Origin of the sequence: Alishewanella maricola, from assembly GCF_016343785.1 — a bacterium.
Classification (GTDB): domain Bacteria; phylum Pseudomonadota; class Gammaproteobacteria; order Enterobacterales; family Alteromonadaceae; genus Alishewanella; species Alishewanella maricola.
Genome location: NZ_JAEINI020000007.1, coordinates 114,763 through 130,168, shown reverse-complemented (window position 1 = coordinate 130,168; position 15,406 = coordinate 114,763). Strand labels below are relative to the sequence as shown.

The window sequence follows — 15,406 nt, the reverse complement described above, 5'->3', positions numbered from 1 at the left end:
CTGTTTAAGCTTTGTTTATCTGAGTAATCCATGCCTATTGTATCAAAATATTCGACTAGCCAAATTGAAAAGCTGGTAAATCAACTTATCGACACCCTGCAAAATGAGCAGGCGACTACCGAGCTGAGCTTAATGTGTTTAGGCAATGCCGTGAGCCATGTTATTAATACATCAGTACCCGCCAAACAACGCGCTGCGGTCACTGAATCATTTAATCGGGCATTAGCGGATGCCATCAACGTAAATCGTCAGTAAACTTAACATGGTGTTAGAACAAAATCTGTCACTGGTAAAAAAAGTCAATCGCTTGCTGAATTGGGGTCACTGGTTCAGCTTTTTTAATATGCTGCTCGCTTTAGTGATTACCGCCTCTTTCTGGTGGGCAGAACCTTTACCTGTGACATTCCTTGGCTGGAGTTATCTTGTATTAACCTGGCTAGGACATACCGCATTTATCTGCTTTATGTTTTTTATTTTAACCATCTTTCCATTGTCGTTAATTTTTCCCTATCAGCGCCATATTCGCGGCCTGGCCGCAGCGCTCGCCAGTATTGGATTAGTACTATTAATCTTTGACGCCTACGTTTATAACCAGCTTGGGTATCATCTAGGCAGTGCATCTTATGATCAAACGATTGATTTATTGCGCCAGCAAATAGTCACCAACCTGCGTAACTTTTTGCTGATCGTGGCCGTAGTGGGCAGTATGTTGTTTGCCATAGAACTGACCATCAGTAACTTTTGCTGGAAAAAGATCACCCGCTTAGGGCAATCAGGCATTGGTAAACCTGCACTTATGCTGTTTTTCGGCAGTTTTATGTTAAGCCATGTTTTACATATTTATGCTGATGCGAAGTTGCAGTGGGACATTACCCGCCAAGATAATGTTTTACCGTTTTCTTATCCCGCTACGGCAAAAAGTTTGTTAGCCCGCTATCAATTAGTTGATTTAACACAACGCGCACAGCGCCAAGCCGAGCGGCTAAGTTTAGAAACTAGTTTGCCACTTACCGGTGAGTTACGTTGTACCTTGCCGGCACAACAGTCGACACTACTGCTATTTAGCCAACCCTTAACCGAGTCGCAGATTAACTTTTTCCGTCAGCAGCAATTTCGATTACACGAACAACATTTTGCCCCCAATAATGCCCCTGAAGCACTGCTCAATGTGTTGTATGGCCAATTTATGGTAGAAGCAAGCGACACCGAAGCGCTTAAACAGCGGCCGAGCTGGTTATCACCCTCTCACAGCCAGGCGTTTTCGGTAGTGAATCGCGACCCTAAGCTCAGCGCGTTGCTTCCTTGGGCAACAGAGTCGGCCACTCTCACGCCTTTTAGTATGGTATTTGACGCGGATCCCACGCAAAATTGGGCTGACTATCAACAATATGCCCAAATTGTCATTGTGCCGTTACACAGCAATAATACTAAGTTCCAACTGGCTCCCGTCACCGCTCTGACCCGCTGGCCAGCACTGAGTCAACAATTAAAACAGCATAATAGCCAACAGCTGGACTGGTTACCCACCTTGGTTGCTGCGGCCGGCTGTGATGGCCAGCAACGCTGGCTTAGCGATAATTTGCTCGCACCTAAAGCCTTACCCAAACTGAATATCAGCCAGCAAGATATTATTAGTATCCGAAAAGATAAGATGCTTATCTTACGTCAAGATGGCAGCTATGGCGTCTGGTCAGCAGGCACCTTAGTGCCGCTGAATGACAAACTGGACGTACCGATGCTTATCGATGCGTTAAAGCGCTTAGAAGATTAACTGCACTTTACTGCTTATTGTATCATCTTCGGCCCTTTTAAGCGGGGCCGCTTACCTGCTAACTCAAGCTCGGCGAGATGAAATAAATTGGTAAACACAATGGGCGGCGCCGGTTCACCAAAACATTCAATAAACGCCACTTCTGCTTCTTTAACAATTTGCTGGTACAGCTGATCATAGGTACTAAAACCATCATAACTGTAAGGCTCATTCAAATCAGCCATAGCGTGTTGTTGTTGACGACGCATAAAATAGTTCATCAGGAACTCATACTGCTTGATATCCAGCCATTCACGGCAATCCATAAGGTTTCTCCGAAATATTCTGCCCTGCGATAATGAAAATCACTTAGGCTATACAGCCTATCGCTCATGCCAAGATAAGGTATACGCAACACGGGCGTCAATTGACTTACCAAGCTGATTAATTTTATTGTTTATGCTAAGCAATAAAATTCACTTTAAATGCAAATGAGAGGTGTTATCATTTGATCGTCGTATTGAGATAGGATGTAACTGATGATTAAGACACTCACCTTCGCGCTAATGCACTTTACCATTGCTTTTGCAGTGACCTATTTAATTACCGGCGATCTCATCCTCGGTGGCTTGGTTGCTATTGTTGAACCGGCGGTAAATACGGTAGGTTATTTTTTCCATGAAAAAATCTGGTCTAAACTGGCTAATACACCGCAAGGCTTTGCGGCTTAAACTAATAAGCAACGAAAGCAGCATACCCGTTGAAATTAGCACAGCACACACCGCAAAAAGCCGTTACAATATTCAACTTAAACAATGAATAATGAGGCACAAATGATAGCATTAGGTACCCTGAATACATTAACCGTAAAAAAACAGGTTAAGTTTGGTTATTACCTGGACGGATTAAGCTGGGGTGAGATCCTACTGCCGAACAACGTGGCGCCCGCAGATATTGTTATCGGCGAGCCCTTGTCTGTATTTTTATATTTAGATTCTGAAGATCAACTGATTGCCACCACTGAGCAACCGAAAATTATGGTTGGCCAGGTGGCCTCTTTAGCTGTGGTTGCCAGTACTAAGGTGGGTGCTTTCTTAGATTGGGGTTTAAAGAAAGACTTATTAGTGCCCTTTAGCGAGCAGCAAATCCCGCTGAAAGTGGGCCAGCACTATCTAGTGTATTGTTATGTCGATTTAAGTAATCGTATTGTTGCTTCGACTAAATTAGATCGTCATTTACATAAAACACCTGTGCCTTACCAAACCGGTGATAAGGTGCAAGTGATGATCAGTGAGCAAACCGATATTGGATACAAAGCGATTATTGAACATCAACATTGGGGTGTATTGTATAAAAATGAAGTTTTTCGCCCACTAAAACGAGGTGAACGCCACACCGCCCTGATCACCAAAGTTCGCGATGATGGCAAAATTGATTTACGCCTAAATCAAGCCACTTATCAGCAAGCTCAGGCGTTAACTGAAAAGATTTTACAGCGTTTACGCCAAAACGACGGCAAGCTGGCTTTAACGGATAAAAGCTCGCCAGAATTGATTGCCGATGCCTTTGGTGTTAGCAAAAAAACCTTTAAACAAGCCATTGGCGCCCTGTATAAAGACAAGCTAATTGTTATCACACCTGCCGGTTTGCTGCTGGTTGAAAAGTCAGTTTGAATAAATAACACCTGCGCTTCGTGCAAAACGAGGCACATTGAAACGGTATTGACCTTCACGCTAAACGACGTTCTTGCTAAAAACAGCGAGTAAAACAAAAAAACCGGTCTTGCTGAGCAGACCGGTTTTATTCTTAGCCAAATTTGGCTCAAATCACGCTGCGGTTATTTGGTTTAGTGCAAACTAAATGCACCGCGCTGGTGGCACGCTCACGAAAGCCGCCTTCGCAATAACACAGATAAAAATGCCATAACCGAATAAAGTTATCGTCATAATTTAATTTATGTACTGCATCGCGCTGTGCCATAAAATTGTCACACCAATCTTTTAGCGTACGAGCGTAATCAAAACCGATATCCTGAACCTGACGGATCACTAAGTCTGTATGCTCCGCAACCGCAGTAGCCATCCGGCTAATGGACGGTAAACAACCGCCTGGAAAAATATAGCGTTTAATAAAGTCAACTTCACGCACATATTGATCATAACGATGATCGACCATGGTGATTGCCTGCAACACCATAATGCCATCGGGTTTTAATAAGCTGCTGCACTTGGCAAAGTAATTATCGAGAAAATCATCGCCTACCGCTTCAATCATCTCAATAGACACAAGCTTATCGTAGCTACCCTCAAGCTCGCGATAATCTTTAAACAACAGGGTAATTTGTTCCTCTAAACCTAATGCTTTTATACGGTCTTGGGTGTAATCAAATTGCTGTTGTGAAATCGTGGTGGTAGTCACTTTACAACCATAATGCTGTGCAGCATAAATAGCCATACTGCCCCAACCAGTACCAATCTCAATCACATGATCACTGGCTTGTAATTGCAGACGCTCACAAATTTGTTGCAACTTATGCTGCTGTGCTTCGGCTAAACTGCTATCAACAGAGGGATAAACCGCACTGGAATACATCATGCTAGGATCTAGGAACAGCTTATACATCGCGTTGCCTAAGTCATAATGCGCAGAAATGTTGCGTTTAGACTGACTGACCGTATTACGATTGCGGTAATTTAGCAGCTTTAATACTGGACGGCTCAAACGTGCCCAAGTAGAGTCCATCTTATCGAGCACAGCTAAATTACGGGCAAAAATTTGTACTAGGGCAGTTAAGTTGTCGCAGCGCCAATAGCCATGAATATAAGCTTCACCGCCACCAACCGAGCCAGCTAACACCAGTTTTTGGTAAAAGGCAGGATCAACCACTGTTATCGTGGCGTGTAACTCAGCACCCGTTTCACCAAATTGTTGTTCTACCCCTGCTTCAATTACCGTGATGGCACCGTGACGTAATTGGCCGAGGAAATTCAAAGTAAATTTACGACATAACCGGTCAAACCAACCAAGATTGTCAAACACCGCTTTTTCACTAAGCGACAAACTCATACATCAGTTCCTCTGGATTTAGGATGGCCATATATAGGCATCCTTTTAAACACTAGTTTTAAAGCCTGCCAATAAATTCGAGTCATGATCTGTACGCTTTGCCATGGCTGACGGATCAATATCTTACGGCGTACTGCGGCTGTCAGCTCAAAACGTCGTAGGGTAAACCACGCACTAAACACCGCTTGGGCTTGCTTGATATTCGTAATACTGCAAAACAATTGCTCGCTAGGCTGGGGAATTTGCCATCGATATTGCATATCCAATGGATTAAACGGTGAAACATGAAATACTTTGTCATGTTCATAGAACTTGGCGTTTTCTTGCAATTGCTGCAAATAGTAATGCCGTTCGTTCCAAGGCGTATTACTGACCTCCGCGAGCAAATAACAGCAACGACCGCTTTCATCGTAACAATAGTATAAATTAAGTGGGCTAAAATAGACGCCCCAGCCTGCCAATGGCGATACCAAGAAAACCTGGTTAATCGCCACATTACCGCCTAACTGCTGTACTTTGGCGCGGACAGCTTGCCCCAAGTCGCTATCACCCTCGAGAAAATCTTTACGTCGAAAACTAATCGCAGCAAACCGCTCAAAACCGATGCCTACTGCAGATAAACTAGCTTGGTTTAGCTGGCTGCAATCCAGCCAATAAGCCGCATAAGGATAGCTAAAGCCATGCACCTTGGGTAGAAAGCGCTTATGCCCTACCCGACCACAATATACCGCATGGCCTGCTTGCATCAGTAATCTACACCTAATAAGGCGGCAACATCGACAGCACTACGAGCGCCGTCTTCATGAAAACCGTTATACCAATAGGCACCACAAAAGAAACTATTATTCACACCATTGATCTCGTGACGCCGCTGCTGGCTGGCGATAGTACTATGGTTATACACGGGATGTGCATAGTGATAAACCCCTAATACCTTATCTTTTGCGATACTGGCGCTGTTGTTTAACGTCACGCAAAAAGTCACGGGGGCTTCTAAGCGCTGTAAAATATTCATATTATAAGTCAGTGTCGCTTGATTACTTTGCTGGCTATCAAGATTGTAGTTCCAAGACGCCCAAGCCGCTTGGCGAACTGGCAGTAAATTCGTGTCGGTATGCAGCACAACTTCGTTTTGTTGATAAGCAATTCCCCCCAAAATCTCCCGCTCTTGTGCTGTGGCATCTTTTAATAAAGCCAGCGCTTGATCGCTGTGACAAGCAAAGATCACTTTATCAAATTGCTCGGTTGTGCCATCGGCAAAATGAATGGTTGCACCCATAGCATCGCGCGACACGCCACTGATGTTTTGCTTTAAGCGTAATTTAGCAGCATCGACCTTTTGTAACAGGGCCTCAACGTAGCGCTTAGACCCTCCTTTGATCACTGACCATTGTGGCCGATCATTAATATTTAACAAACCGTGGTTATTAAAAAAGCGAAGGAAAAAACGCACCGGAAATTTTGGCATATCGGTTAAACCGGCTGACCAGATTGCTGCGCCCATCGGCATTAAATAATTATCACGAATGCCTTGGCCAAAGCCATGTTTGTCTAAAAACACGCCCAATTCTAAATCCAGATCGGCATGATTTTCAGCAACCATTTGCTTACCCAATTTGTTAAAGCGCACGATTTGCCGTAGCATTATCCAAAAAGACGGTCGAAGCAGATTACGTTTTTGCGCAAACAAGCTGGCTAAAGTGTTGCCATTATATTCCAGATTGTTTTGTGTATTTTTGACTGAAAAGCTCATCTCTGTTGGTAACGCAGGTACAGCAAGCTCAGCAATAAATTTATTGAAGATGGGATAGGTCCAGTTATTGAAAACAATAAAACCGGTATCAATGGCATAGTGCTTGCCTTGCACTTCAACATCAACAGTGGCAGTGTGACCGCCAAGATAATCATTTGCTTCTAACAAAGTAACATCATATTTATGTTGCAACAGATACCAGCTTAACATGCCAGAAATTCCGCCGCCTATTACTGCTATGCGCATAACTTTCCTTATAATGGCAGGCTGAACGCCTGCTTAAACAGCGGGTTAACCCGCAGCCATTTTACGTTTAACTTGGCTGGTTAACCAACCTAATACTGGGATCTGCTGATAAACCATTTCGGTCATATCATAATAATCACGATGATAGATAATTTGCTCACCTTGCCAACGTAATTCTGAACAGCCCTTAACACTAATTTCTTTACCCTTAGCGATGGCAGGATGGCTGTACGTCATCACCCAACTTAAAAAACCGACATCACCCGAACAAGAACCAGATACCGGCATAAAGCGTGCATAGTTCAACCGTTGATAACCATGATTCAAGTATACTTGTAACGCAGTTGCGCCTTGAATTTGTTGCACCGGATCAATAAAACAGACGTCTTTATGATAGAGCGCTGTTGGTGCAATAGTATGTTGCCCTGAGATCTGATTAAAATAATCTAAAAAGGCCTGTAGGCGCGGCTCAAGCATGCTGGTTCTCCTGATTTTTTACTGCTGAAAACAGCGCTAAGGTAATTTTTCGAACTTGATCATGTGCAACCACAGGAGCAGCATAACCTTTAGGCGTAATCGGTTTATGCGGCCAATGAATATCTTTAGCCGATTTAGCCGCCAATTCAGGAATAAACTTACGGATAAAGTCACCATTGGCATCAAAACGCTGACTTTGTGTTACTGGATTAAAAATACGGAAATACGGTGCTGCGTCTGTACCGGTTGATGCAGCCCACTGCCAGCCGCCGTTGTTCGCCGCAAAATCACCATCAATGAGCTTCGACATAAAGTATTGCTCGCCCCAGCGCCAATCTATATGCAAATCTTTAACTAAAAAACTAGCCGTGATCATACGTAAACGGTTATGCATCCAGCCCGTTTGATTTAATTGCCGCATGGCAGCATCCACAATCGGATAACCGGTTTTACCCTGACACCACGCTTCAAATAAGGCAGCGTTATTCGGCCATTGAATAAGATCGGTTTCCGCTTGAAACGCTTTATGCTTAATTAATTTTGGAAATGCCAGCATGATGTGTTTGTAAAAATCACGCCAAATCAGTTCAGATAACCAGACTGCAGCACCACTTTTCTCTTGCCAAATTGAAGCTCCGGCTTCTAATTGCAAGCGAGCGACGCATTGTTGTGCTGACAGCACGCCGATCGCCAAGTAAGGTGAAACCTGTGACGTGCCATCCACGGCTGGTAGGTCACGTTGCAAAGTGTAATCTTGCACCTTTTGCTGACAAAATAGGCGCATCTGCTGCAGTACTTCTGCCTCTGCCACTGGCCACGCCGATGAACTGTTATCCCCCTCTTGCATCACGGTAAACGTTGGTAAGTCAGTAAAGGTTCGCGCTTGTGGCTTTGGCTTAGCAAAGCAATGCACACCTTGTTCAGCATATTTTGCTAACCAATTACGTTTGAATGGTGTAAAAACTTTATAGACATCCCCCTGCTGGGTTAACACTGAGCCAGGGGGCATAATGCAAAGCCTGTCGAACCAATGACAATCAATCTGCTGCTGTTGTAATAGTGCGCTAACCTGCTCATCGCGTTGCTGCTCACGCACTTCGTACTCACGCTGTGCATACAAAGCCACCAGTCCTTTAGGAATAAAGGCAGCAATCGTCTTAGCGCAACTAGCATAGTCCACACCTTCCACCATCACTAACGGAATATTTAAATCTGCCAGCTCGCTCTCTAATGCTTTGACACGACGGCGCAATAAATCTTGACGTATAGCGGCCATATGGTGTTGTTGCCAGCTTTTAGCGGTAGCAATAAACACAGCGATAACCACACCGTTGTCTGCCGCCGCCGCGTTAAAGGCCGCATGCAATGCTTCGTTGTCATGACAACGTAAATCATGTCGAAACCAGACTAAATGGACAGAGGGTGTTTTCATAAGGCTTTGTATCCAAATTAGACGTGCTTGCACGTCAAAATAATTCCAGCAATTAGTTTACCTAAATTGCCTAAACACGATTATTTAAGGATCCTACCAATAGAAAGCACGGCAGCACTGATCCTGACGTTACTGCTGTCAGCATTTTGCTCAGTAGTGAACACTCTTCTTTACAGTACGCCTATTCATTCGGATCAACCCTTTAAAAAAAATCAAAAAAAAACGGCAGTTACTCTGTAACTGCCGTTTTAAGGTTTAATGTTTATCTAACCTTTACTGGTACCGCTTTCTACCCGTGATTTCAGTTTCTGGCCTGGCCGAAACGTGACTACACAGCGAGCAGAAATGGGAATATCTTCACCTGTTTTTGGATTTCGGCCTGGTCGCTCGTTTTTAGTGCGCAAATCAAAATTACCAAAACCCGATAACTTAACCTGCTCACCAGACTCTAGCGCAGCACGGATCTCTTCAAAAAAAGCTTCCACTATTAGTTTGGCATCTCGTTTACTTACGCCAAACTTGGTAAACAAACGTTCTGCTAAATCAGCTTTGGTAAGCGCCATCTTTATTCCCTCAACGTTGCGTCGAAATCATTTTTAAGCACGCTAACCACTTGATTTATAACCTCTTGGATAGCTTTATCCTCAAGCGTACGCGCTTTATCCTGTAAGGTCAGAGCAATCGCTAATGACTTAAACCCTTCCGCAACGCCCTGACCGGTGTATACGTCAAATAATTTTAGGTCAACTAACTGATTTACGCCAACTTTTTTAATACTAGCAACAATATCAGCAAAATGCACATCTGATCTAACAACAACCGCTAAATCTCGGCGATTTGCCGGGTATTTTGATAAATCTTGCGCTTGTACTATTTGACGAAGGCCTAAAGCGGCCACTTCAAGCTCAAACAAGAAAGCTTTACCTTTAATGCCTAACTTACGTTCAGCTTCGGGATGCAAAGCACCTAAATAGCCCACTACCTCGCCATCAACATACACAGCTGCAGTTTGCCCAGGATGCAGTGCACTGTGCTCTGCCGCAGCAAAATGTACAGAATCTGGCGCTGACAATAAGGCCAACAGGGCTTCAACATCACCTTTCACATCGTAAAAATCAGCCGGACGCTCTGCGATCGTCCAATGCTCATTGGCATAAGAGCCCACGACCACGCCGCCGATCACCGGTACTTGACGTACACCGTTTTCGGCAGCAGCATCAGGAATAAATTTTAGGCCATATTCAAATAGACGTAACCGATTATGCTGACGATTTTGATTGTATTGCACCGCTTGTAATAAGCCTGGCCAGCTATTTAAACGCATGGCTGACATATCTGCCGAAATCGGATTAGGTAACACTAAGGCAGGCTGATCAGCAAACAAAGCTTGCTGAACTTTAGGATCAACAAAGCTGTAAGTAATCGCTTCTTGATAACCACGATCCACCAACACCTGACGCATTTGCGACACACTTAAACTGGCTTCATTAAAACGGCGCATTTTTAAGGCTGCGATAGGCGCTTGGTTTGGAATATTGTTATAACCATACACCCGAGCCACTTCTTCAATCAAATCTTCGGCGATACTGATATCAAAACGATAACCTGGCACCGTCACTTGCCAACCTTCTACAGTATCTGTGACACTCAAGCCTAGGCGCTGAAAAATATCAGTCACTTCGCTGCGGGCAATATCATGACCAACAATGCGTTTTAACTTTTGCTCAGTCAACACGATTGGTGCTTTTACCGGTAAATAGTCTGCAGCAACCGCTTCGGTGATCGGGCCTGCTTCACCGCCGACTATTTGCAACAACAAGGCGGTAGCACGTTCCATGGCGGTACGTTGTAATTGAGGATCAACACCGCGCTCATAACGATGCGAGGCATCCGTGTGTAAACCATACTGACGCGCTTTACCGGCAATGGCTAGAGGGGCAAAAAAGGCACTTTCTAGGAAAATATCCGTAGTGTTTTTTGTAACACCACTGTCTAAACCACCAAAAATACCTGCCATCGCTAACGCTTTATCCGCATCGGCGATTAATAAGGTATCAGCCTGCAAAGTCACTTCTTCGCCATCTAATAACACCAGTTTCTCGCCGGCTGTGGCCATTCGTACTTGAATATCACCGTTGATTTTTGCTAAATCAAAGGCATGCATTGGATGCCCCAGTTCTAATAAAACATAGTTGGTAACATCAACAATGGCATCGATACTACGAACACCGCAGCGCCGTAATTTTTCAGTTAGCCATAATGGGCTGGGCGCTTGCACATTAACGTTGCGAATGACACGACCTAAATAACGTGGGCAGGCACTCGGGGCTTTAAGGTTGATGGCTTTTTGTTCATCGATGGTCGCAGCAACTGGCGTAAATTCAGGCTGACAAACCTCAAGTTTATTTAACGCGGCCACTTCACGCGCTAAGCCTTTAATCCCTAAACAGTCAGCACGGTTTGGCGTTAAATCAACTTCGATAGTCAAATCATCTAAAGCTAAATATTGACGAAGATCAGTGCCCACTGGCGCATCTGTTGGTAATTCCATAATACCGTCAGAGTCATCTGCCATGCCTAATTCTGAGAATGAACACAACATACCGTGTGAAGGCTGTCCACGCAGTTTGGCTTTTTTAATTTGAAAATTACCCGGTAATACCGCACCCACGGTAGCTACCGCAACTTTTAGCCCTAAACGGCAATTCTTTGCGCCACAAACAATGTCTAATAACTCCGCAGAACCAATAGACACTTTGGTAATTTGCAATTTATCGGCATCAGGATGTTGCTCACAAGCCACGACTTCACCGACGACTACGCCACTAAACTCACCGGCGACCGCTGCAATACCATCGACTTCTAAACCGGCCATGGATAATTGTTCAGATAAAGCTTGAGTATCCAGCTTAGGGCTAACCCATTCACGTAACCAGGATTCGCTAAATTTCATCTTGTTCTACTCCGCTTATCTGAACTGCTTTAAGAAGCGCACATCATTTTCAAAAAATGAGCGTAAATCGGTAACGCCGTAACGCAACATCGTTAAACGCTCAACGCCCATACCAAAGGCAAAGCCACTGTACACGTCAGGATCGATGCCGACAGAGCGCAGCACATTCGGGTGCACCATGCCACAGCCGAGTACTTCTAACCATTTTCCGTTTTTACCCATCACATCCACTTCAGCAGAAGGTTCTGTAAATGGGAAGAACGACGGTCTAAAGCGAACCTGTAAGTCTTCTTCAAAAAAGTTTTGCAAGAAGTCATGCAAAATGCCTTTTAGCTCAGCAAAGTTGACATTTTTATCGACCATTAAGCCTTCAACTTGATGAAACATTGGCGTGTGTGTTTGATCATAATCATTGCGATACACCCGACCTGGCGAAATAATGCGCAGTGGCGGTTGTTCTTTTTCCATAGTGCGAATTTGTACGCCCGAGGTTTGCGTGCGCAACATCAGCTTAGGATTGAAATAAAAGGTGTCATGATCTGCTCTGGCAGGATGGTGCTCAGGAATATTCAGCGCATCAAAGTTATGAAAGTCGTCTTCGATTTCTGGGCCGTGCTTGGTTTCAAAACCTAACTCAGCAAAAAAACTTTCGATGCGCGCAATAGTGCGACTGACCGGGTGTAAGCCACCGCTTTCAATAGCGCGGCCGGGTAAGGTGACATCAATTCGCTCTTGTGCCAACTTAGCAGCAAGTTGCGCTTGTTGTAACAGATCACGTTTTTGATTTAGCGCGTCTTGCACTTGCTGCTTTAATTCGTTTATTTGTTGACCAGCGATTTTACGCTGCTCTGGGTCCATCGCCCCTAAGGATTTCAGCAGATCGGTAATACTGCCTTTTTTGCCCATAAAGGTTACGCGAACCTCTTCTAAAGCAGGAATATCGCTCGCGGTTGCTACCGCAGCCAGAGCCTCATTTAATATCGCTGTCAGGTTCATTGTTGTCCTCAACGTCACCAGGATTGCCTAGATTCAAAGCCGCCAATAATACACCAGAAATGGCTAGCACGCAGTTTTAGCAGCAGATTTTTTCGTTTAGAAGCAGATTTTTCTGATTATTTTAGGCTTGTTGCAGAATTTCACGGATGAATGGGATAGTGAGTTTGCGCTGATGCACAATAGAGGCTTTATCAAGTCGATCTAAAATAGCCACCAGCGAACGGATATCACGATTATGGTGGTTTAATAAATAACGCGCCGCCTCAGCAGGCAGTTCAATGCCCTTGAGCCGCGCTTTTTGCTGTAATAAGCCTTGCTTGTCGTCATCACTTAACAACCGTAATTGAAAACTGGTGCAGGCATGCAAGCGTGACACTAAATCCGGTAAGGTGATCCCCAGCTGTTGTGGTGCTTGATTAGCAACAATAATCAGTGCCTTACCTTGCTCAACCAGACGATTATATAAATCAAACACCGCCACCTGCCAGTTGAGATCGCCCGCCACCGCCTGAATATTGTCTAAACAAACCAGATCGAGTTGCTCAAGGTTATCTAAGATCCGCGGAGTTAATTGCTCACAATCTTGCAACGCCACTAACTGGCTGGTGCGGCCTTGCTCATGCGCCTGCACGCAGGCAGCATATAATAAATGCGATTTACCGCTACCACTGGCACCAAATAAATATACCGGTGCTTGCCCAGTAGGATCAGCTAAATACTGCTTTAAAAAGCTCACTGCCGCACTATGTTCGGCGGCATAAAAACTATCTAAGGTTTCATCTTCAGGCAAAGTAACAGCTAAAGTCAGTTGCATTTAACGCCTAACAAATTGAAATACCGCTAACACATCCGATGGATTAGGATCCGTTTGCAGCATCGGTACCCCAGGATAGGCACCGAAAGAAGGTTCAAGGGTATCGATTTTTTGAATAGTCGGTTCAAACTGCAAGCTTTGCAATAATTGCTCGGTACTCATTTGGATAGTTAGCTGAAAACGAGTAAATTGCGCGCTTTGTTGCACGATCTGAACTTTGCTGACCCCCAGTAAACTCGCTAGGTTACGCTCAACACTGACCACCTCGGCCAAACTTTGCATACCACCGACTTGCAGTACCAGATGTTGCTCTGCTGCAGGGTTAAGTAAAATAGCGAATTGTTGCGCCAGTTCTTGACCTAAGCTAGCCGCATACTGCTGCATTAATTCGGTTTCATTGGCCGCTTGATATTCATGTCGTAATACGCGCCCTTCTTGCTGTCGCAACGCGGTTAAACGCCAGGGTAATTCAGGGTTATCGCTTGTGGTTTCGAGTAATAACACCACCACTTCATCTGCTTGATAGCGTGCGCTGGCGGCGTCAATTTGTTGCCAAAACCCAGCCCACACATCAGTTTCAGTTAACAGCATTAAGTCGTCGATATCATACAAGGGTAAAGTAAAAGGCAAGGCTTGTTGCTGCAAAGCGCTGCTTAAGCTGGTTAGCCAGACGCTATCAGCACGGCGCACAAAATTACGTTGCAACTGTTGTTGTTCAACAATCCAAAATAAAATCTCAGGTCTTTGCCCACCCCAAACTGGTATTTGGTAAGATTTAAGTAATTGTTGAATACGTTGGCTGTCTAAGACAACACGAACCTTATTGCCCTGCTCGGTTCGGATCGCTTCAAACTGCTTAACGTAGCTTGCGGCATTCGCTAATTCATTTCGAAGCTCGGCTTGTTGCATAATATCTGGGCGACCAGTCACACGCATTAACACTTGCTGTAAGGCTTCACGTTGCCATTGCTGTTGCGTTTGCTCTGCACTCACTTCAGCCTGATACAAAGGCGGACGCTCTGCGCTACACAGTACATTGCTAAACAACAATATTAATGCTAACCCCAGCCATTTAGCCAAGACCATGCTTTCTCCTTTGCGCTGCTCGCGTGATTACGCCTTATTATAACAAAGCCACCCGCAGGTGGCTTCACTAAAACAAGCAAACGATTAGCCTAAATGAACACCTAAACGATTGGCCACTTCTTCATAAGCTTCTACCACGCCACCTAAACCTTGACGGAAGCGATCTTTATCCAGTTTTTTGCGGGTTGCTTTATCCCATAAACGGCAGCCATCCGGTGAGAATTCATCACCTAACACCACTTGGCCGTTAAAAACACCAAATTCTAATTTGAAGTCAACTAACAACATCCCGGCTGCGTCAAACAAAGCATTTAATACTTCATTCGCTTTAAATGTCAGACGCTTCATTTCCGCTAATTGCTCAGCTGTTGCCCAGCCAAAAGACACTGCTAACGATTCATTCACCATCGGATCGTGTAACGCATCATTTTTTAAGAACAATTCAAAGGTGGCAGGCGTTAAAGCCATCCCCTCAGTAACACCAAGACGACGCACCAATGAACCAGCAGCATAATTACGAATAACGCACTCTACCGGGATCATGTCTAACTTTTTCACCAGCACTTCATCATCGCTGAGCAATTTCTCAACTTGCGTTGGAATACCGGCTTCTCGCAACTTTTGCATAATGAAAAAGTTAAATTTGTTGTTGATCATGCCTTTACGATCAAGCTGTTCAATACGCTCACCATCAAAAGCAGAGGTATCATTACGAAAGTGTAACACGAGCAGCGAATTATCTGTGGTGTTATACACTGTTTTGGCTTTTCCACGGTACAGCTCAGTTGTCTTTTGGACCATTTTAAACTCCGATCGGCAGGCACTAAAATCAG

Annotated in this window: 16 protein-coding genes; 4 read left to right on the top strand and 12 right to left on the bottom strand. The window is 44.5% G+C overall.

Translation table 11 applies throughout. The features are described from left to right. Nucleotides 1-30: 30 nt before the first annotated feature. Together JAO78_RS11845 and JAO78_RS11840 are read left to right on the top strand one after the other, a co-directional pair. The gene (locus tag JAO78_RS11845; protein WP_226751571.1) at nt 31-255 is read left to right on the top strand and encodes a YejL family protein; all 225 of its coding nucleotides are present in this window, start codon (nt 31-33) and stop codon (nt 253-255) included. Between the two features lie 7 nt (nt 256-262). Beyond that, complete coding sequence (locus JAO78_RS11840) at nt 263-1,771, top strand: DUF3413 domain-containing protein (protein ID WP_226751570.1); 1,509 nt, start codon at nt 263-265, stop codon at nt 1,769-1,771. Between the two features lie 14 nt (nt 1,772-1,785). Here the strand turns inward: JAO78_RS11840 and JAO78_RS11835 are convergent, their stop codons facing one another. Continuing rightward, the gene (locus tag JAO78_RS11835) at nt 1,786-2,076 is read right to left on the bottom strand and encodes a hypothetical protein (RefSeq protein ID WP_226751569.1); all 291 of its coding nucleotides are present in this window, start codon (nt 2,074-2,076) and stop codon (nt 1,786-1,788) included. Nucleotides 2,077-2,289: 213 nt separating this feature from the next. Between JAO78_RS11835 and JAO78_RS11830 the strand changes: the two genes are divergently transcribed. Then, a complete protein-coding gene (locus tag JAO78_RS11830) occupies nt 2,290-2,481 on the top strand; it encodes a DUF2061 domain-containing protein (RefSeq protein ID WP_226751568.1) in 192 nt (63 codons plus the stop codon). A 102-nt stretch (nt 2,482-2,583) separates the two neighbouring features. Next, nucleotides 2,584-3,423, top strand: a complete 840-nt coding sequence (locus tag JAO78_RS11825; protein ID WP_226751567.1) for a CvfB family protein — start codon at nt 2,584-2,586, stop codon at nt 3,421-3,423. Between the two features lie 148 nt (nt 3,424-3,571). On the opposite strand, the gene JAO78_RS11820 is transcribed toward JAO78_RS11825, so the two are convergent. The 11 genes from JAO78_RS11820 to purC form a co-directional block, all read right to left on the bottom strand. Further along, nucleotides 3,572-4,816: an SAM-dependent methyltransferase gene (locus JAO78_RS11820; protein WP_226751566.1), complete on the bottom strand. Its 1,245-nt coding sequence runs from the start codon at nt 4,814-4,816 to the stop codon at nt 3,572-3,574. Further along, nucleotides 4,813-5,562 (bottom strand): DUF1365 domain-containing protein, encoded by a 750-nt coding sequence (locus JAO78_RS11815; RefSeq protein WP_226751565.1) that lies wholly within the window; start codon nt 5,560-5,562, stop codon nt 4,813-4,815. Before JAO78_RS11815 ends, JAO78_RS11820 begins: the two co-directional genes overlap by 4 nt. Then, nucleotides 5,562-6,815 carry an NAD(P)/FAD-dependent oxidoreductase gene (locus JAO78_RS11810; RefSeq protein ID WP_226751564.1) on the bottom strand — a complete coding sequence of 418 codons (1,254 nt, stop codon included), beginning with the start codon at nt 6,813-6,815 and terminating at the stop codon, nt 5,562-5,564. Before JAO78_RS11810 ends, JAO78_RS11815 begins: the two co-directional genes overlap by 1 nt. Nucleotides 6,816-6,860: 45 nt before the next feature. Further along, nucleotides 6,861-7,292, bottom strand: coding sequence for a nuclear transport factor 2 family protein (locus JAO78_RS11805; protein WP_226751563.1), 432 nt, complete (start codon nt 7,290-7,292; stop codon nt 6,861-6,863). After that, a complete protein-coding gene (gene phrB, locus JAO78_RS11800; protein ID WP_226751562.1) occupies nt 7,285-8,724 on the bottom strand; it encodes a deoxyribodipyrimidine photo-lyase in 1,440 nt (479 codons plus the stop codon). The genes JAO78_RS11805 and phrB overlap by 8 nt, the downstream gene beginning before the upstream one ends. A gap of 266 nt (nt 8,725-8,990) precedes the next feature. Next, nucleotides 8,991-9,287 carry an integration host factor subunit alpha gene (gene ihfA / locus JAO78_RS11795; protein WP_226751561.1) on the bottom strand — a complete coding sequence of 99 codons (297 nt, stop codon included), beginning with the start codon at nt 9,285-9,287 and terminating at the stop codon, nt 8,991-8,993. 2 nt (nt 9,288-9,289) lie between these two features. Continuing rightward, nucleotides 9,290-11,677 (bottom strand): phenylalanine--tRNA ligase subunit beta, encoded by a 2,388-nt coding sequence (gene pheT / locus JAO78_RS11790; RefSeq protein ID WP_226751560.1) that lies wholly within the window; start codon nt 11,675-11,677, stop codon nt 9,290-9,292. Nucleotides 11,678-11,692: 15 nt separating this feature from the next. After that, nucleotides 11,693-12,673 carry a phenylalanine--tRNA ligase subunit alpha gene (pheS, locus tag JAO78_RS11785; protein ID WP_226751559.1) on the bottom strand — a complete coding sequence of 327 codons (981 nt, stop codon included), beginning with the start codon at nt 12,671-12,673 and terminating at the stop codon, nt 11,693-11,695. Nucleotides 12,674-12,794: 121 nt separating this feature from the next. Then, nucleotides 12,795-13,487 (bottom strand): DnaA regulatory inactivator Hda, encoded by a 693-nt coding sequence (gene hda, locus JAO78_RS11780; RefSeq protein WP_226751558.1) that lies wholly within the window; start codon nt 13,485-13,487, stop codon nt 12,795-12,797. Next, nucleotides 13,488-14,573 (bottom strand): DUF2066 domain-containing protein, encoded by a 1,086-nt coding sequence (locus tag JAO78_RS11775; RefSeq protein ID WP_226751557.1) that lies wholly within the window; start codon nt 14,571-14,573, stop codon nt 13,488-13,490. 84 nt (nt 14,574-14,657) lie between these two features. Then, entirely contained in the window at nt 14,658-15,374 is a 717-nt protein-coding gene (gene purC, locus JAO78_RS11770; RefSeq protein WP_226751556.1) for a phosphoribosylaminoimidazolesuccinocarboxamide synthase, read from the bottom strand. Nucleotides 15,375-15,406: the final 32 nt, after the last annotated feature.

Bases quoted from the DNA above. Each gene is read 5' to 3' on its own strand.
- JAO78_RS11825 (WP_226751567.1), top strand. From the start codon at position 2,584: ATGATAGCATTAGGTACCCTGAATACATTAACCGTAAAAAAACAGGTT.
- JAO78_RS11810 (WP_226751564.1), bottom strand. From the start codon at position 6,815: ATGCGCATAGCAGTAATAGGCGGCGGAATTTCTGGCATGTTAAGCTGG.
- JAO78_RS11845 (WP_226751571.1), top strand. From the start codon at position 31: ATGCCTATTGTATCAAAATATTCGACTAGCCAAATTGAAAAGCTGGTA.
- ihfA (WP_226751561.1), bottom strand. From the start codon at position 9,287: ATGGCGCTTACCAAAGCTGATTTAGCAGAACGTTTGTTTACCAAGTTT.
- JAO78_RS11775 (WP_226751557.1), bottom strand. From the start codon at position 14,573: ATGGTCTTGGCTAAATGGCTGGGGTTAGCATTAATATTGTTGTTTAGC.
- phrB (WP_226751562.1), bottom strand. From the start codon at position 8,724: ATGAAAACACCCTCTGTCCATTTAGTCTGGTTTCGACATGATTTACGT.
- pheS (WP_226751559.1), bottom strand. From the start codon at position 12,673: ATGAACCTGACAGCGATATTAAATGAGGCTCTGGCTGCGGTAGCAACC.
- JAO78_RS11840 (WP_226751570.1), top strand. From the start codon at position 263: ATGGTGTTAGAACAAAATCTGTCACTGGTAAAAAAAGTCAATCGCTTG.
- JAO78_RS11805 (WP_226751563.1), bottom strand. From the start codon at position 7,292: ATGCTTGAGCCGCGCCTACAGGCCTTTTTAGATTATTTTAATCAGATC.
- JAO78_RS11820 (WP_226751566.1), bottom strand. From the start codon at position 4,816: ATGAGTTTGTCGCTTAGTGAAAAAGCGGTGTTTGACAATCTTGGTTGG.
- hda (WP_226751558.1), bottom strand. From the start codon at position 13,487: ATGCAACTGACTTTAGCTGTTACTTTGCCTGAAGATGAAACCTTAGAT.
- purC (WP_226751556.1), bottom strand. From the start codon at position 15,374: ATGGTCCAAAAGACAACTGAGCTGTACCGTGGAAAAGCCAAAACAGTG.
- pheT (WP_226751560.1), bottom strand. From the start codon at position 11,677: ATGAAATTTAGCGAATCCTGGTTACGTGAATGGGTTAGCCCTAAGCTG.
- JAO78_RS11835 (WP_226751569.1), bottom strand. From the start codon at position 2,076: ATGGATTGCCGTGAATGGCTGGATATCAAGCAGTATGAGTTCCTGATG.
- JAO78_RS11830 (WP_226751568.1), top strand. From the start codon at position 2,290: ATGATTAAGACACTCACCTTCGCGCTAATGCACTTTACCATTGCTTTT.
- JAO78_RS11815 (WP_226751565.1), bottom strand. From the start codon at position 5,562: ATGCAAGCAGGCCATGCGGTATATTGTGGTCGGGTAGGGCATAAGCGC.